The sequence below is a fragment of the Streptomyces sp. NRRL S-118 genome (assembly GCF_000716335.1).
Lineage (GTDB): Bacteria > Actinomycetota > Actinomycetes > Streptomycetales > Streptomycetaceae > Streptomyces.
This window is the reverse complement of record NZ_KL591002.1, coordinates 578,887-594,265: the sequence shown is the minus strand read 5'-3', so window position 1 is coordinate 594,265 and position 15,379 is coordinate 578,887. Positions and strand designations below refer to the sequence as shown.

Here is a 15,379-nt window from a genome sequence, read left to right as displayed (position 1 = left end):
ACAACCGTCTTGTCACCGGGGCCGAAGCAGAACCGCCCCCGGAGAACCGAACGGAGCGTTGATGAAGATCTCCTTCCTCATCCACACCATCTACGGCATCGGCGGCACCATCCGCACCACGCTGAACCTCGCGGAGGAGCTCGCCGGCCGGCACGAGGTGGAGATCGTGTCGGTGTTCCGGCACCGGGACATCGCGCTCTTCGACATCGATCCGCGCATCACCGTCGTCCCGCTCATCGACATCCGCCCCGCCTCTCCCACCAACGAGAAGCAGCACCCGCTCCAGCTCCAGGCCGCCGAGTTCTTCCCCCGGCACGAGGCGCGCTACAAGGAGTACAGCAAGCTCACCGACGAGCGCGTCCGCGAGCACTACGCGGGCGACGGCGCCGGCGCGGACGTCGTCATCGGCACCCGCCCCGGACTCTCCGCCTACGTCGCGCAGTTCGCCCCGCCGGGCGCCGTGCTCATCGGCCAGGAGCACATGACGCACAACCACCACAAGGCCGCCCTGCGCAAGGAGATGTACGCGCACCTCGACGCGCTCGACGCCTACGTCACCGTCTCCGAGGGCGACGCCAGGGTGTACCGGGAGAAGATGCCGCTGCCCGCCACCCGCGTGCTGGCCATCCCCAACAGCGTTCCCGAGCCGCCGGTCGCACCCTCCGACGCGTCCGGGAGGACGATCGTCGCCGCCGGACGGCTGGCCGCGGAGAAGCAGTACCACGTCCTGATCGACGCCTTCGCCGAGGTCGTCGCGCAGCGCCCAGAGTGGGACCTGCGCATCTACGGCTGGGGTCCGGAGAAGGAGAAGCTCCGTAGCCGCATCGACCGGATGGGCCTCTACAACAGCGTCCGGCTCATGGGCCCGCACTCGCCCATCGAACCCGAGTGGGCCAAGGGAGCCATCGCCGCGTCGACCTCGCGCCACGAGTCCTTCGGCATGACGCTCGTCGAGGCGATGCGCTGCGGTCTCCCCGTCGTCTCCACGGACTGCGACTACGGACCGCGCGAGATCATCGCGGACGGCGAGGACGGCATCCTCGTACCCGTCGGCGACACCGGCGCCGTCGCCGCGGCGCTGCTGAAGCTCATCGACGACGAGGAGCTGCGCCGGAAGATGGGCGCGGCCGCCGTCCGCAACGCCCGCCGCTTCGACCCGGCCACGGTCGCCCGGCAGTACGAGGAGCTGTTCGAGGAGCTGCGCACCTCCGCCGCCCAGCGCGCCGAGGCCGACGCGTACGCACCCGTCGCGGACTGCGTCGTCGAGCCCGACGGCGCCCTGACCGTCACGCTCCTCCAGCCGCGGCCGGGCGCGGAGCTCGCCTGCGTCCGCACCGACGCCCGCACCGACGAGCACCGCTTCCCCTTCGACGACTCCGGCCGCGCCACCGTCCCGGCGGACGCACGGCTCCACGAAGGCGTCTGGGAGTGCTCGGTCCGGCTCCCCGGCTCCGGGCGCCGCGTGCGCATCACCGCCCGGTCCCTGGACCAGCGCGGGGCCATGCACGCCGGGCGGCGCACCCACGACGACGGGGTGCGCAACCTCGTCCCGTACCCGGGCAAGCCGGCGAAGCACCTCCTGCTCCGCTCCTGGGTCCGGCCGGTCCACGCCGAGGCCGGTGACGTCACGGTCACGGCCGGGAGCATCACCGTATCCGGCGAACTGATCGGCCCCGCCGCGGGGAAGGCCGACCGTGCCGGCGGCCCTCCCGTCCTGATCGTGCGCCGCCGCGGCCGCGGCTCCGTCGACCTCACCTATCCCGGCGCCTGGGTCGGGGACAGCGGATTCCGCTTCACCTTCCCCGCCGCGGCGCCCGCCGCCCGGCAGAACGCCGCCGACGAGTGGTGGGACCTGCTGGTGCGGTACGCGCCCGACGCCGAGCCCGCCCGCCTCGCCCGCGTCCTCGACGACGTCGTGGAGAAGGGGCCGGTCTTCGCTTACCCCGTGACGCAGCTGCGGAAGAAGCGTCCGTACGCCCTGCTCCGCATCGCGGCGCGCAAGCTGCGCGGCCGTGCGCAGCAGTACGTGCGGGTCCGCATCACCTATGCCAACACCAATGATCTGCTGGTGAATGTCGCCGATGTGCCCGTCAAGTAACCGGTCCCTCACCGCACCGTCACACAGCGCCGTCACGCCTGTGGCGTCGGTCACCGAACGCCCTTCCGGCACACGGACGAACTTCCCTGGCCACGCGGTGAACACGGGGTGTCCACACGGTGCCGGGCGCCGTCCGTCCGCCTTGCGAGACGGTCACGGAGAGTGCGACCATCAGCCCGTCCCCCAGTCGTCGCAAGGTAGGTCGTTCTGTGTCAGCGCCGCATGAAGCCAAGACCCGCACCACAGCAGTCGTGCTCGCAGGGGGTACCGGACAGCGGGTGGGCCTCGCGATCCCCAAGCAGCTGCTGAAGATCGCGGGCAAGGCCGTCATCGAGCACACGCTGACGATCTTCGAGCAGGCCGAGTCGGTCGACGACGTGATCGTGCTGATGGCGCCGGGTTTCGTGCCCGATGTCGAGAAGATCATCGCCAAGGCGGGGCTGACCAAGGTCTCCCGCGTCCTGGAGGGCGGCGCCACCCGCAACGAGACCACCGAGCGCGCCATCCGCGCCCTCGGTGAAGGTCTCGCGGAGGATGAGGACCTCAACGTCCTGTTCCACGACGCTGTGCGTCCGCTTCTGTCACAGCGCGTGATCAAGGACTGCGTCGACGCCCTCGACCGCTACCAGGCCGTCGACGTAGCCATCCCCTCCGCGGACACGATCATCGTGACCCGTACGCACGGCGAGGACGGCGAGTTCATCACCGACGTCCCGGACCGCTCCCGGCTGCGCCGCGGCCAGACCCCGCAGGCGTTCAAGCTCTCCACGATCCGCAAGGCGTACGAGGTCGCCGCCGGCGACCCCAACTTCCAGGCCACCGACGACTGCTCCGTGGTGCTCAAGTACCTGCCGGACGTGCCGATCCACGTCGTGCCCGGCGACGAGTACAACATGAAGGTGACCCAGCCGGTCGACGTCTTCATCGCCGACAAGCTCTTCCAGCTGGCCTCCACCGCCGCGCCCCGCCAGGCCGACGAGGCCGCCTATCGTGAGCTGCTCTCCGGCAGGACGTTCGTCGTCTTCGGCGGCTCCTACGGCATCGGCGCCGACATCGCCGCCCTCGCCGAGCGCTACGGCGCCACCGTGTACGCCCTGGGCCGTTCCACCACCGGCACCCACGTGGAGAACCCGGAGCACGTCGACGCCGCCCTGGCCAAGGCGTACGCGGAGAGCGGCCGCGTCGACTACGTGATCAACACCGCGGGCGTCCTGCGCATCGGCAAGCTGGCCGAGACCGACAACGCGACCATCCAGGAAGCGCTGAACGTCAATTACCTGGCGCCCGTGCAGATCGCGCGCGCCTCGTACAAATACCTGGCGGAGACGAAGGGGCAGTTGCTGCTCTACACCTCCTCCAGCTACACGCGCGGCCGCGCCGAGTACAGCCTGTACTCGTCCACCAAGGCCGCCATGGTGAATCTCACCCAGGCTCTCGCCGACGAATGGGCCGGCGACGGAATCCGGGTGAATTGCGTCAATCCCGAGCGCACCGCGACCCCCATGCGCACGAAGGCGTTCGGTCAGGAACCGGCCGGTTCGCTGCTGTCCTCCGAGGCCGTGGCCCGGACCTCGCTGGACGTGCTGCTGTCCGACCTGACCGGCCACGTCATCGACGTACGGCAGCAGGACCCCACCGCCGGTGCGAGCGAGGCGTCCGGATTCGAGCAGGCCCTGGCGTCCGTCCTGGACCGTCAGGGAGATGTGTAATACTCGCTGGATCGATCCGGTGAGTTAGCTGTGCAATTCGGGCCTCTGTGTCGCTTTGTTGCGAATACAGAGGCCCGTGTGCTTCACCCGCAAGACAAATAAACCGGCACCCCCTCTGGAGCAGGTTCTACGTGATTTCGACCGCCATTCGCCTGGCACGCGTGGGCAGTGCGTCGGAGCTGGCCGCGGCAGTCCTGATGGGACTGGGTTATCCGTGCGTCATGCTCGCCGCGCTGATCCCGAACCTCTGGTTCTTCGCGGCCGCCGGTGCCGTGACCTATGTCGCCGACTGGTATCTGCACCAGAAGAACAGCTACCTGATCAATCGGCTGAACAAGGTCCGCGCCGGCCTCCCGATCCGCTTCCTGCTGCGCCAGCTGCTGCTCATCCTGCTGCTCGCCCGGGAGGACCTCGCCGAACAGCCGGTCTTCTACGCCGCGGTCGCCTGCTTCCTGCTCTTCTACGGCCTCCAGGCCCCCCAGGGCGCCCTCGCCACCTTCATCCGGCTGCGCCGCACCATGCCGGTGGTGACGCGCAACATCGACCTGAACGCCGTGCGGATCCCGGACGCCCCGCCGAAGGCGCTGCTGAACCGATCCGCCGAGAAGATGCTGCACCTCGACGTCCCGGCGGTCGCCGGTGTGATCGCCGCCGCCGCGACCGGCCGGAACACCCTCGCGTACGCGGGCGTCGCCGCCACCCTGGGGCTGGGCCTGCTGTACATCGTCGCGCTGGTCCCGTACATCCGCCGCAAGCGCCGCGTCCCGCCCGCCGGAGCCGTCCTCAAGGCCGTCGGCACCTGGCTGGGCGAGTACCAGCCGACCGTCGCCCTGTACTTCTCGGGCTCCGACGACTCCGCCTACCAGGTCAACATGTGGCTGGAGACGATGGAGCAGATCGACGGCCGGCCGATCATCATCATGCGTGAGCGCAACCTGGTGCAGAAGCTCCAGCCCACCTCCGTACCGGTCCTGTGCGTGGCCGGCGGGCAGCACCTGATGGCGATGGACTTCTCCTCCGTCCGCGTCACGCTCTACGCCGCCAACGTCGGCAAGAACATCCACATGCTGCGCGTGCCGACCATGAAGCACGTCTTCATCGGCCACGGCGACAGCGACAAGCTCGCCAGCGTCAACCCCTTCTCCAAGGTGTACGACGAGGTGTGGACCGCCGGGCAGGCCGGTCGCGACCGGTACGCACTCGCCGACGTCGGCGTCCGCGACGAGGACATCGTCGAGGTGGGCCGCCCACAGCTGGCGCCGATCAAGAGCTGGACGGGCACGCCCGCGAATCCGATCCCGACCATCCTGTACGCCCCCACCTGGGAGGGCTGGGACAACAACCCGGGCAACACCTCGCTGCTGCTGGCCGGCGAGAACATCATGAAGCGGCTGCTCGACGCACCGCGGCCGGTCCGCGTGATCTACAAGCCGCACCCCTTCACCGGGCTGGTGAACAAGAAGGCCAAGGCCGTCGACGAGCGCCTGCAGAAGATGGTGGCCGCGGCCAACGCCGCGCGCGCCGCCGACCCGCGCTGGGCCGGGGAGGCCGCCGCCGCGCAGGCGGCCCACGCCGCGGCCCGCGCCGAACTGACCCGCATCGAGGCCCGTATCGCCCAGCTCGCCGCGCCCGGCCGCAAGGGTGGCGACGAGGCCGAGGAGTCGCGCGTCTCGCTCGCGGACCCGCAGCGGCTCGCCGAGCTCAAGCGGCTGCGCGAGGAGTGGAACGACGCGTACTGGCGCTCCTTCGGCTGGTGGGAGCACAAGGTCGTCACCGGTACCGAGCCGAAGCTGTACGACTGCTTCAACGAGTCCGACGGCATGGTCTCCGACATCTCCAGCGTCGTGTCCGACTTCATCGCGAGCGGCAAGCCCTACGCGGTGACCGACTCGGCCGAGCTGGGCGCCGACGAGTTCAAGCGCCAGAACACGGCCGTCCGCGCCGCCGTGATCCTCACCAACAGCGCCGCCGAGCTGGACGAGCTGCTGGCCGCGGTGGCCGACCCGGCCGCCGACCTGCTCGCCGAGGACCGCCGGGTGCTCAAGCGCTACCTGCTCGGCCCGGACGAGCCGACGTCGATGGAGCAGTTCAACGCTGCGGTCCGCGCGCTCGCGGCCAAGGCGGAGGCCCGCAACAACGGTGTGGCGCAGCGGCTGGCCGGTCAGCGGATCGGCGAGCTGGACCAGGAGGCCGACGGCGCCGCCGGCGAGCCGGTCGCGGCCGCCGACACGGTGGCGGAACAGGGCGCGGAGGCAACCCCCGTCGCTCCCTGACGCACCGGGCGGGCACCCGCCTCGCACGCACCCGGGCGCACCCGCGCGTCCACACGACGGCCCGAAAGTCCCTCGTCCGAAGGGGACTTACGGGCCGTTGTGCGTGCCGTCACACCGGGGACACACGCCGGGGGCAGCATGACGGACGACTGTCGTCCGTTTACCGCTTACCGCGCAGTGGGTGCCGATGCCTGAGAACACTCCCGATGTCAGCGTGATCATCGGGGCCTACGAAGCCATGCCGTACCTGGTGAAGTGCCTGGATTCGGCCGAGGCCCAGACCATCGGTCCCACGCGCATGGAGATCATCGCCGTCGACGACGGCTCCACGGACGGCACGGGGGAGTACCTGGAGGAGTTCGCCGCCCGCTCCGCCGTGCCCATGAGGGTCCTGCGGCAGGCCAACTCCGGTGGCCCCAGCGGCCCGCGCAACACCGGGCTGGAGCTGGCCCGCGGCCGGTACGTCTTCTTCCTCGACGCCGACGACCACCTGGGCGAGGAGGCCCTGGAACGCCTGGTCGCGATGGCCGACAAGGCCGGCACCGACGTGGTGCTGGGCAAGACCGTGGGCGTCAACCGCAACGCCGCCAAGTCGATGTGGGGCCGGACCGTCGAGCGCGCCGACATCTACACCTCCAACGTCAAGTACACGCTGAGCGCGCAGAAGCTCTTCCGGCGCGAGCTGCTCGTGCGCCACGGCATGCGGTTCGACGAGTCGCTGCGCACCGGCGAGGACGCGCTGTTCACGATGGAGGCCTACCTGCGCGGCAACGGCGTCTCGGTGGTGGCGGACCACGTCTGCTACTACCTGGTGGGCCGTGAGGACGGCAAGCACGTGACGAAGACCGGCAGTTACACGCTGCGATTCGACTCGGCGAAGGCGCTGATGGAGCTGATCGCCCGGCACGTGCCGGCCGGCGAGAAGCGCGATCTGCTGATGCTGCGGCCGTTCATCGTCACGCTGCTGCCGCAGTTCGGGCCCGCGGTCCTCAAGCAGTCCGAGGAGGTGCTCCGCCACAAGATGGAGCTGGCGGCGCCGCTGATGGACGCGTACTGGACGCCGGGCGTCGCGCGGCGGCTGAAGACCGAGGACCGGCTGCGGCTCACCTGCGTGGCGCGGAACGAGCCGGAGGTGCTGCGGGACGTGGTGGCCCACCTGCGGGCGGGCACCCCTCCCGAGCGGGTCCGCCGCCGCGGCCGGGTGTACCTGGCGTACCCCCACTTCCGGGACACCGCGGCGGGCATCCCGGACGCCGCGTACGAGCTGCGCGAGGCGGCCGGACCGCGCGACCGAGCGCGCCGCGCGGTACGGCTCGCGGCACGGATCCCCCGGCGCGCCGCGGGACGCCTCCTGCGGTGGCTGGGGCTGCGCGGCCCGCGGGAACCCCACCCGCCGCACGCCGTGCGCGCCGCCCAGGAGGCGCACGAGCCGGCATGAGGCGGGGGCGCAGCCGTCCGGCCCGTACCCCGGTCGAGTGGCCCGCGGGGTCCGCGGCAGCCGGACGGGACCGATCAGAATCGGCCGCTTTCACTCCCACTATTTATCGAACCGGTCGCCCGGGTCGGCCCGGGCGGACCGGGCCCGCCGGCTTCCGTACCGGGGCGCCGGCGGGGCCGCGGACCTCCGCTTCCGGCCGCGCGACGGACGTCCCGCCCGCTGCCCCGGCTCCCGGCCGCTGCCCCGGCCCGGCCGCGCCCGGCTGCCGGCGCTCCTGCCGCGAACGAAGCGCCCGCTGGGCGCCGACCGGCGCGCGCCCCGTCCCGTGCACGCCTGCCGCGCCGCCCCCGCACACCCGCCGTCCCCTGCGGCAGCCGTCAGCCGCGCGCGTCCGCCGAGCCGTCCACCGCGTCGCCCGCAGAGTTGTCCACCGCGCTGTCCATCGGGTGGAACACGCGAGCGCCGGGACCCGCCTCTGGCATAGATTTCCCACGTGACAGCAGTGGCAAGGCAGTACGTGACGGAAGCCCGCAGGATCGTCGTCAAGGTCGGTTCCTCCTCCCTGACCACCGCCTCGGGCGGCCTCGACGCCGACCGCGTCGACGCGCTCGTCGACGTACTCGCCAAGGTCCGCAGCGGCGGCGAGAAGGAGGTCGTCCTCGTCTCCTCCGGCGCCATCGCCGCCGGGCTCGCACCCCTCGGCCTCACCCGCCGCCCCAAGGACCTGGCCCGCCAGCAGGCCGCCGCCAGCGTCGGCCAGGGCCTCCTCGTCGCCCGCTACACCGCCTCCTTCGCCCGCTACGGCGTACGCGTCGGCCAGGTGCTCCTCACCACCGACGACACCAGCCGCCGCTCCCACTACCGCAACGCCTACCGGACGCTGGACCAGCTGCTCGCCATGGGCGCCGTACCGGTCGTCAACGAGAACGACACGGTCGCCACGGACGAGATCCGGTTCGGCGACAACGACCGGCTCGCCGCGCTCGTCGCCCATCTCGTCCGCGCCGACCTGCTGGTGCTGCTGTCCGACGTGGACGGCCTCTACGACGGCGACCCCAGCAAGCCCGGCACCTCGCGCATCGAGGAGGTGCGCGGACCGGAGGACCTCGAAGGCATCGAGATCGGCTCCGCCGGCAAGGCCGGGGTCGGCACCGGCGGCATGGTCACCAAGGTGGAGGCGGCCCGTATCGCCGCGGCCGCCGGCATCCCGGTCGTCCTGACCTCCGCCAGCCGAGCCGCCGACGCCCTCGCGGGACGCGACACCGGCACGTACTTCCGCCGCACCGGGCGCCGCTCGGCCGACCGGCTGCTCTGGCTCGCCCACGCCTCCACCCCGCAGGGCGCGCTGATCCTCGACGAGGGTGCCGTACGTGCCGTCGTGGACGGCAGGAAATCGCTGCTGCCGGCCGGCATCGCGGCCGTCGAGGGCGACTTCTCGGCCGGCGACCCGGTCGAGCTGCGTGACGCCGCCTCGGGGCGGCCGGTCGCCCGCGGCCTGGTCAACTTCGACGCCAAGGAGATCCCCCAGCTCCTGGGACGCTCCACGCGGGAGCTGGCGAAGGAGCTCGGTCCGGCATATGAGAGGGAAGTCGTACACAGGGACGATCTGGTCGTCCTCCAGGCCTAGAACGGCTGAAAGTCCCGCCATCCGCCGGAGACCTTCACCAAAACAGCCCCATGTTCCGCTCAGGACTGGTCAACTTTGTCTCGGGGGTAAGGCGGGGTGACAGCACGACAACGCATCAACAGGAGGCCGCCGGTGAGACGAGCGCGCCCAGGGGCAGCGCCCCGCGGGACGACCGAACGCGCCCTGACGAGTGTCGAGGCCGGGGCCGACTTCGATGACGCCGCCGACCGCCGGGAAGCGGGTCAGGGCGGGCAGCCGGGACGCGAGCAGGAGCGGAGCACCACCGAGCGGCCGGTGTCGAAGCTGTGGCACATCACCCTCAGCGTCTCGGGCCGGGAGGCCCCGCTGAAGGAGGTCAGAAGGGCACTGGAGCAGCTCGCCCACGACCACCCGTTCCTGCTGACCAGCAGGTACGCGACCGATCACGCCGAGATCCGGTACTGGGAAGAGGCGCGGGACCTGCACGACGCGGCCGCGGTGGCGCTGCGCCTGTGGGGCGAGCACCGGCAGAGCGCCAAGCTGCCGCCCTGGGAGATCGTCGGGCTGGAGGTCATCGACCGCGAGACCTACCACCAGCGGATCGCCGAGGGCTACGGCCCGCCGCCCGCCGCACCCGTGGGCGTACACCCGTACTGACCGGGTCCGCCCACGCGCGCCACCGAGGCGGGGGCACGCCCCGGAGGCGGCCGGTGCGGAGGCGGCGGGTCCGCCCCGGATGCGGGCGGTGCGGAGGCGGCGGGTCCGCCGTTTTGAGCAGGCCGTCTCGCAGTGCGGGATATGTGCTGGATGCCCGCGCGGAGCGCATTACCCTGCGGACATGACCTCGCACTCCGCCTCCTCCCCGTCCATCACGCCGTTCGACGACATGTCGCCGGTCACGCGCGCCGCCTACCGGGCCCGCGCGGCCGCCGCCGACATCGCGCCGCTGCCGCGCGCGGCGAAGGACGACGCGCTGCTCGCCATCGCGGACGCGCTGGAGGTCCGCACCAGCGAGATCGTCGAGGCCAACGCCCAGGACGTGGCGCGCGCCCGCGAAGCCGGCACCAGCGAGTCGATCATCGACCGGCTCACGCTGACCCCCGAGCGCGTCCGCGCCATCGCCGCGGACGTCCGCGACGTCGCCGCGCTGCCCGATCCGGTCGGCGAGGTGGTGCGCGGCTCGACCCTGCCGAACGGCATCGACCTGCGCCAGGTCCGCGTCCCGCTCGGTGTCGTCGGCATCATCTACGAGGCCCGCCCCAACGTGACGGTGGACGCCGCCGCGCTGTGCCTGAAGTCCGGGAACGCCGTGCTGCTGCGCGGCTCCTCCTCCGCGTACTCCTCCAACACCGCCCTCGTGCGCGTCCTGCGCGACGCGGTCGGCGGCGCCGGCCTGCCCGCCGACGCCATCCAGCTCGTCCCCGGCGAGTCCCGCGACTCCGTACGGGAGCTGATGCGCGCCCGCGGCCTGGTGGACGTCCTGATCCCGCGCGGTGGCGCCTCCTTGATCCGTACGGTCGTGGAGGAGTCCACCGTCCCGGTCATCGAGACGGGCACCGGCAACTGCCACGTCTACGTCGACGCCGAGGCCGATCTCGACATGGCCGTCGACATCCTGATCAACTCCAAGGCGCAGCGGCCCAGCGTCTGCAACGCCGCCGAGACGCTCCTCGTGCACCGTGACATCGCGGACACCTTCCTGCCGCGCGCCCTCGACGCCCTCGCCGAGGCGGGCGTCACCGTCCACGGCGACGAGCGCGTCCAGGTCCACGCCGACGCCTCGAAGGCCACCGTCGTGCCGGCCACGCCCGAGGACTGGGAGGCGGAGTACCTCTCGTACGACATCGCCGCGGCCGTCGTCGACTCACTGGACGCCGCCGTCGCGCACATCCGGCTGTGGTCGTCCCACCACACCGAGGCGATCGTCACCACCTCGCAGGCCGCGGCCCGCCGCTTCACCCAGCTGGTGGACTCCACCACGGTCGCCGTGAACGCCTCCACGCGCTTCACCGACGGCGGCCAGTTCGGCTTCGGCGCCGAGATCGGCATCTCGACGCAGAAGCTCCACGCCCGCGGCCCGATGGGCCTGCCGGAGCTCACCTCGACGAAGTACATCGTCACGGGCGACGGGCACATCCGGTAGACATCCCGCACGAGGCAGGGAGAGTTCGCACTCTCCCTGCCCAAACCCACCTGCCCGGTCTACCCTGAAGGCGTGCCGGACGACGTGGGGGGCAAGCCGTTCCCGGACGGCTGGGAGCCCGACGACGACCGCGGGGGCGCGGACGAGGACTTCGCCTCCGTGGTGTTCGACGAGGACTTCGTACGGGCCGCCGCAATCCACGAACCGACCGCCGTGGAGCGGTTGCTGGCCGCAGCGCAGGCGCGCGCCGACGCCGACGCGGCGCGGGGCAGGCCCTACGACGACGGATACGGATCCGGCGCACACGCCCACGAGCCCGGGTACGACGACGACTGCGACGCGTGCGCCGAAGGCGACGACCCCCGCGGCCACGACCACGGATACGGCTGCGGGTGCGGGCATGCCCACCCGTACGGCCCGCACGGCGGCGCCCTGCGGCCGTACCGGCCCAGCGCCCGCTGGCACCGCCCCGTGGCCTGGATCCTGGCGCTGGTGCTCGGCGTCGGCATGATCGCCCTCGCCTTCACGGCCGTCTACCGCGGCGCCTCCGGCAGCCGTGACGACCAGATCCCGATGCCCGCGACGACCGGCATCGACAAGCCGTCCCCGTCCGTCCCCTCGGCCTCCGCCGAGTACACCGCCCCACCCGCCGCGGCCGTGCCACGCGCCTCCTGACCGGCGACGCCGGTCCCTGCGGTCGGCCCGCCGCAGCGCGTTTACGGGGTGCCCCGCCGACCTACCCTGAAGGTATGGCAGGGAGTGGCGACCCGCCTGAGGGGACCCCCGAAGGACTCCCCGGCGGTGGTGAGGACGAGTACCGATCCGTCGTCTTCGACGAGTCGTTCGTCCGCGCTGCCCGCCTCCAGGAGTTCTCCGCGCAGGAGCGCATGGGGGAGCACGCCCAGGCCGTCCGCCGCCGCCCCGCCTGGCATCCCCGGGCCGGCCCCCGGCACGGCTCACTGGCCCTCGTGCTGGTGATCGCCTTCGCCCTGGCCGCCGCGATCTACGCGGGCGCCCGCCCGTACCACCCCCCGCCCGACCAGCGGGCCGAACCGCTGCGGGCCACGATCGTGTCCCTCGCCCCGCAGGGCGTCGTACCGGGCGGCGAGCCTGCCCGCCTGTTCGCCCGCAGCCCGGCCGACCAGTTCCGCTCCGGCGCCGCCGGCATCGCCATGCCGCCCGCCCGGAGCACCGCGCACTTCTCCGAGAACCAGGTGGTGGCCGCGCTGGACACGGCGAAGGACTACCTGGTGCGGTCGGCGCTCGACCCGGACGTCCTCACCGGGGACGCCGTCCGGCCGGTGCGGTTGCTGCTCGATCCCGAGCAGCTGGAGCAGTTCGACCGGAGCGTCACGTCACCCGCCGACGACGGACGGCACGCGGCCACCGGCTGGCTCGTGCGCTTCGATCCGAGGAAGGTGGCGCTGGCCGACACAGCCGTCCGCGTCCGCGGCACCCTGCGCGTCGACGAGGCGGTCCCCGACGTCCTGGAGGTCACGGCGGACCACACCTTCGTCTACGCGGTGCGTCCCGCCGGCACGGAACGCGCGGAGTCCTCGCTGTTCACGGTCCGCCGCCAGATGCTCTTCCGCTTCGACCGCGACGACCTGCGGATGCACCGGGCCGAGCTGGTGAGCAGCCACGTCGTGGCCGGGCCGCAGTCCTGCTCGGCCGAGTCCGCGGGTGCCATGCGGCCGCTGCTGGCGGGACAGCGGGCCACCCAGCAGTCCCCCCGCGCCACCGACCCCTACGCCACGGAACGGGTCCCCGCCGCCCTCTGCGGCACGCTCTCCCCGCGGGCTCAGCCCTAGGAGTGCCGCGCGGGTCAGGCCGGAGCAGCGGGACATCGCGTTCGCCCCGCCCCGCCCCGGCCCGCCCGGCTCGGCTCGGTGGCCGACCGGGACCGGTGGCCGACCGGGACCGGCGCCCCGGCCCGCCCCCCGCCCGGCTACGCGTCCGCCGGCCCTCCCGAGCCTCCCGAACCGCCGGGGTTGCCCGTGCCGCCCGTGAAGCGGTCGCGGAGTTTGCCGCCCAGGTCGCCCGCGCCGCCGGCTATGTCCCCGACCAGCTTCATCAGCGGGTCCTTGCTGCTGCGCACCGACTCGGCGTAGTGGGAGGCGGACTCGCGGAAGGAGTCCGTGACCGAGGTGTCCTTGTCCTCGTCGCGCCGCGGGTAGTGCCCGTCCATGATCCGCTGGTGGTCGCGGCTCTCGGCCCACTTCTTCAGCTCGGCCGCCCGCACCGTGGTGAAGGGGTGCGAGCGCGGCAGCACGTTCAGGATCTTCAGCACGGAGTCGCGCAGGTCGCCGCCCGCCTCGTACTCCTCGGCCTGCTCCAGGAACGCGTCCACGTTCATCTCGTGCAGGTGGTTGCCGCCGGCGATCTTCATCAGGCCCCGCATCGACGCCCGCAGGTCCTGCCCCACCAGCAGCCCCGCCCGGTCCGCCGACAGCTCCGACTTGCGGAACCACTCCCTCAGCGCCGTCACGATCGCCATGACCGCCACGTTCCCGAGGGGGATCCAGGCGACCTTCACCGCGAGGCCCGTCAGGAACAGCAGCACCGTGCGGTACACGGAGTGCCCCGACAGGGCGTGGCCCACCTCGTGGCCGATGACCGCCCGCATCTCCTCCTCGTCCAGCAGTTCCACCAGCCCGGTGGTGACCACGATGATCGGCTCGTCCAGGCCGATGCACATCGCATTGGGCTTCGGGTCCTGCGTGACGTACATCGGCGGGACCTTCTCCAGGTCCAGGATGTAGCAGGCGTCGCGGAGCATGGTGTGCAGGTGCGCGAACTGGGCGTCGCTCACCCGCACCGAGTCGGACAGGAAGAGCAGCCGCAGGCTGCGCTCCGGCAGCAGCCCGCTCAGCGCCTTGAAGACGGTGTCGAACCCGCTGAGCTTGCGCAGCGCCACCAGCGCCGAGCGGTCCGCGGGGTGTTCGTAGGCACGCGAGGAGATGCCCGGGAAACGCCTGCGCTGCCTGCTCGGCTGGTTCTCGCCACCACTGCCGGTGCCGCCGGTGCTGTCGGTCATGGATGATGCCCCCTGTTCGTACGAGACGCGCCTCGTCCCCCTGGCGGACCCCAGACTAGGCCGTGGGACACCGCGGGACGGGAGCCTGTGGATAACTCCGGCCTTCATGGACACAGACGCGGAAGGCGGCCCGGAAGATGACAACGCCTGAGTCGGCGTGAGCGTGCTCGCACCGCCCGCATACGATGTGCGCGAAGTCTCCGCTCCGACTCCCCATGGATAGGTCCTTCCGAAGATGAGCATCCCCAGCGCCGCCGCCAGCCTCGTCACGCTCGCCGAGGGCAGCACCGAGCACGGCGGCAACCACGAAAGCCTCAGCCCGTACCTGACCGGTGGCGGCGCCTTCGTCGTGCTGCTCCTGCTGCTCTGGATCACCACCCGTTTCAACCGCGACCGCTGAGCCGGTGACCGCCGGGACGGGGCGCGTCGCCGTGCCAGTAGGCTCTGCATGCATGGGAGACCAGGAAGTGCCTACCAGTCCCGGCAGACGCCGACTCGGCGTGATGGGCGGGACGTTCGACCCGATCCATCACGGACACCTGGTGGCCGCCAGTGAGGTGGCCGCGCTGTTCCACCTGGACGAGGTGGTGTTCGTTCCCACCGGGCAGCCGTGGCAGAAGACCCACAAGACGGTCTCCCCGGCGGAGGACCGCTATCTCATGACGGTCATCGCCACGGCGTCCAACCCGCAGTTCTCGGTCAGCCGCATCGACATCGATCGGCCGGGGCCGACGTACACCATCGACACCCTGCGGGACCTGCGTGCCCTCAACGAGGACACGGACCTCTTCTTCATCACCGGGGCGGACGCGCTCTCCCAGATCATGCCGGGATGGCGCAACGCCGAGGAGCTCTTCTCGCTCGCCCACTTCATCGGTGTGACCCGTCCGGGCCACGACCTGTCGGACGACGGGCTGCCCAAGGGCGGGGTCACCCTCGTCGAGGTGCCCGCGCTGGCCATCTCGTCAACGGGCTGCAGGGCGCGGGTGGCCGCCGGCGATCCCGTCTGGTATCTGGTGCCGGACGGCGTGGTGCGCTACATCGACAAGCGCCAGTTGTACCGCGGCGAATGAGC

Annotated in this window: 12 protein-coding genes; 11 read left to right on the top strand and 1 reads right to left on the bottom strand. The window is 71.8% G+C overall.

What is annotated here, in order from left to right:
• Positions 1-61 precede the first annotated feature (61 nt).
• From IH00_RS0106160 to IH00_RS0106120, 9 genes are all read left to right on the top strand, one after another.
• Positions 62-2,098: a glycosyltransferase family 4 protein gene (locus IH00_RS0106160; RefSeq protein WP_031070410.1), complete on the top strand. Its 2,037-nt coding sequence runs from the start codon at positions 62-64 to the stop codon at positions 2,096-2,098.
• Positions 2,099-2,307: 209 nt separating this feature from the next.
• Positions 2,308-3,807, top strand: coding sequence for a bifunctional cytidylyltransferase/SDR family oxidoreductase (locus tag IH00_RS0106155; RefSeq protein WP_031070408.1), 1,500 nt, complete (start codon positions 2,308-2,310; stop codon positions 3,805-3,807).
• A gap of 131 nt (positions 3,808-3,938) precedes the next feature.
• Positions 3,939-6,080: a hypothetical protein gene (locus IH00_RS0106150; RefSeq protein WP_052411190.1), complete on the top strand. Its 2,142-nt coding sequence runs from the start codon at positions 3,939-3,941 to the stop codon at positions 6,078-6,080.
• 187 nt (positions 6,081-6,267) lie between these two features.
• On the top strand, positions 6,268-7,518 hold the full coding sequence (locus IH00_RS0106145; RefSeq protein WP_078887591.1) for a glycosyltransferase family 2 protein: 1,251 nt from the start codon (positions 6,268-6,270) through the stop codon (positions 7,516-7,518).
• Positions 7,519-8,035: 517 nt separating this feature from the next.
• Positions 8,036-9,145 carry a glutamate 5-kinase gene (proB, locus tag IH00_RS0106140; protein WP_031070402.1) on the top strand — a complete coding sequence of 370 codons (1,110 nt, stop codon included), beginning with the start codon at positions 8,036-8,038 and terminating at the stop codon, positions 9,143-9,145.
• Positions 9,146-9,277: 132 nt separating this feature from the next.
• Positions 9,278-9,781: a hypothetical protein gene (locus IH00_RS0106135; RefSeq protein ID WP_031070401.1), complete on the top strand. Its 504-nt coding sequence runs from the start codon at positions 9,278-9,280 to the stop codon at positions 9,779-9,781.
• Between the two features lie 181 nt (positions 9,782-9,962).
• Complete coding sequence (locus IH00_RS0106130) at positions 9,963-11,267, top strand: glutamate-5-semialdehyde dehydrogenase (RefSeq protein ID WP_031070399.1); 1,305 nt, start codon at positions 9,963-9,965, stop codon at positions 11,265-11,267.
• A 72-nt stretch (positions 11,268-11,339) separates the two neighbouring features.
• Positions 11,340-11,942, top strand: a complete 603-nt coding sequence (locus tag IH00_RS0106125; RefSeq protein WP_031070397.1) for an SCO2584 family spore wall biosynthesis protein — start codon at positions 11,340-11,342, stop codon at positions 11,940-11,942.
• 74 nt (positions 11,943-12,016) lie between these two features.
• Positions 12,017-13,078 carry an SCO2583 family membrane protein gene (locus IH00_RS0106120; RefSeq protein ID WP_031070394.1) on the top strand — a complete coding sequence of 354 codons (1,062 nt, stop codon included), beginning with the start codon at positions 12,017-12,019 and terminating at the stop codon, positions 13,076-13,078.
• A 137-nt stretch (positions 13,079-13,215) separates the two neighbouring features.
• Here the strand turns inward: IH00_RS0106120 and IH00_RS0106115 are convergent, their stop codons facing one another.
• A complete protein-coding gene (locus IH00_RS0106115) occupies positions 13,216-14,304 on the bottom strand; it encodes a M48 family metallopeptidase (protein WP_031070390.1) in 1,089 nt (362 codons plus the stop codon).
• 235 nt (positions 14,305-14,539) lie between these two features.
• On the opposite strand from IH00_RS0106115, the gene IH00_RS41680 reads away from it, so the two are divergent.
• Both IH00_RS41680 and nadD read left to right on the top strand, forming a co-directional pair.
• Entirely contained in the window at positions 14,540-14,704 is a 165-nt protein-coding gene (locus tag IH00_RS41680) for a hypothetical protein (RefSeq protein ID WP_031070388.1), read from the top strand.
• A gap of 52 nt (positions 14,705-14,756) precedes the next feature.
• A complete protein-coding gene (gene nadD, locus IH00_RS0106105) occupies positions 14,757-15,377 on the top strand; it encodes a nicotinate-nucleotide adenylyltransferase (protein ID WP_031070385.1) in 621 nt (206 codons plus the stop codon).
• The last annotated feature ends 2 nt before the right edge of the window (positions 15,378-15,379 follow it).

Coding starts and splice junctions, on each gene's coding strand:
- IH00_RS0106115 (WP_031070390.1), bottom strand. CDS start 14,304: ATGACCGACAGCACCGGCGGCACCGGCAGTGGTGGCGAGAACCAGCCG.
- IH00_RS0106145 (WP_078887591.1), top strand. CDS start 6,268: ATGCCTGAGAACACTCCCGATGTCAGCGTGATCATCGGGGCCTACGAA.
- IH00_RS0106160 (WP_031070410.1), top strand. CDS start 62: ATGAAGATCTCCTTCCTCATCCACACCATCTACGGCATCGGCGGCACC.
- IH00_RS0106120 (WP_031070394.1), top strand. CDS start 12,017: ATGGCAGGGAGTGGCGACCCGCCTGAGGGGACCCCCGAAGGACTCCCC.
- IH00_RS41680 (WP_031070388.1), top strand. CDS start 14,540: ATGAGCATCCCCAGCGCCGCCGCCAGCCTCGTCACGCTCGCCGAGGGC.
- nadD (WP_031070385.1), top strand. CDS start 14,757: ATGGGAGACCAGGAAGTGCCTACCAGTCCCGGCAGACGCCGACTCGGC.
- IH00_RS0106130 (WP_031070399.1), top strand. CDS start 9,963: ATGACCTCGCACTCCGCCTCCTCCCCGTCCATCACGCCGTTCGACGAC.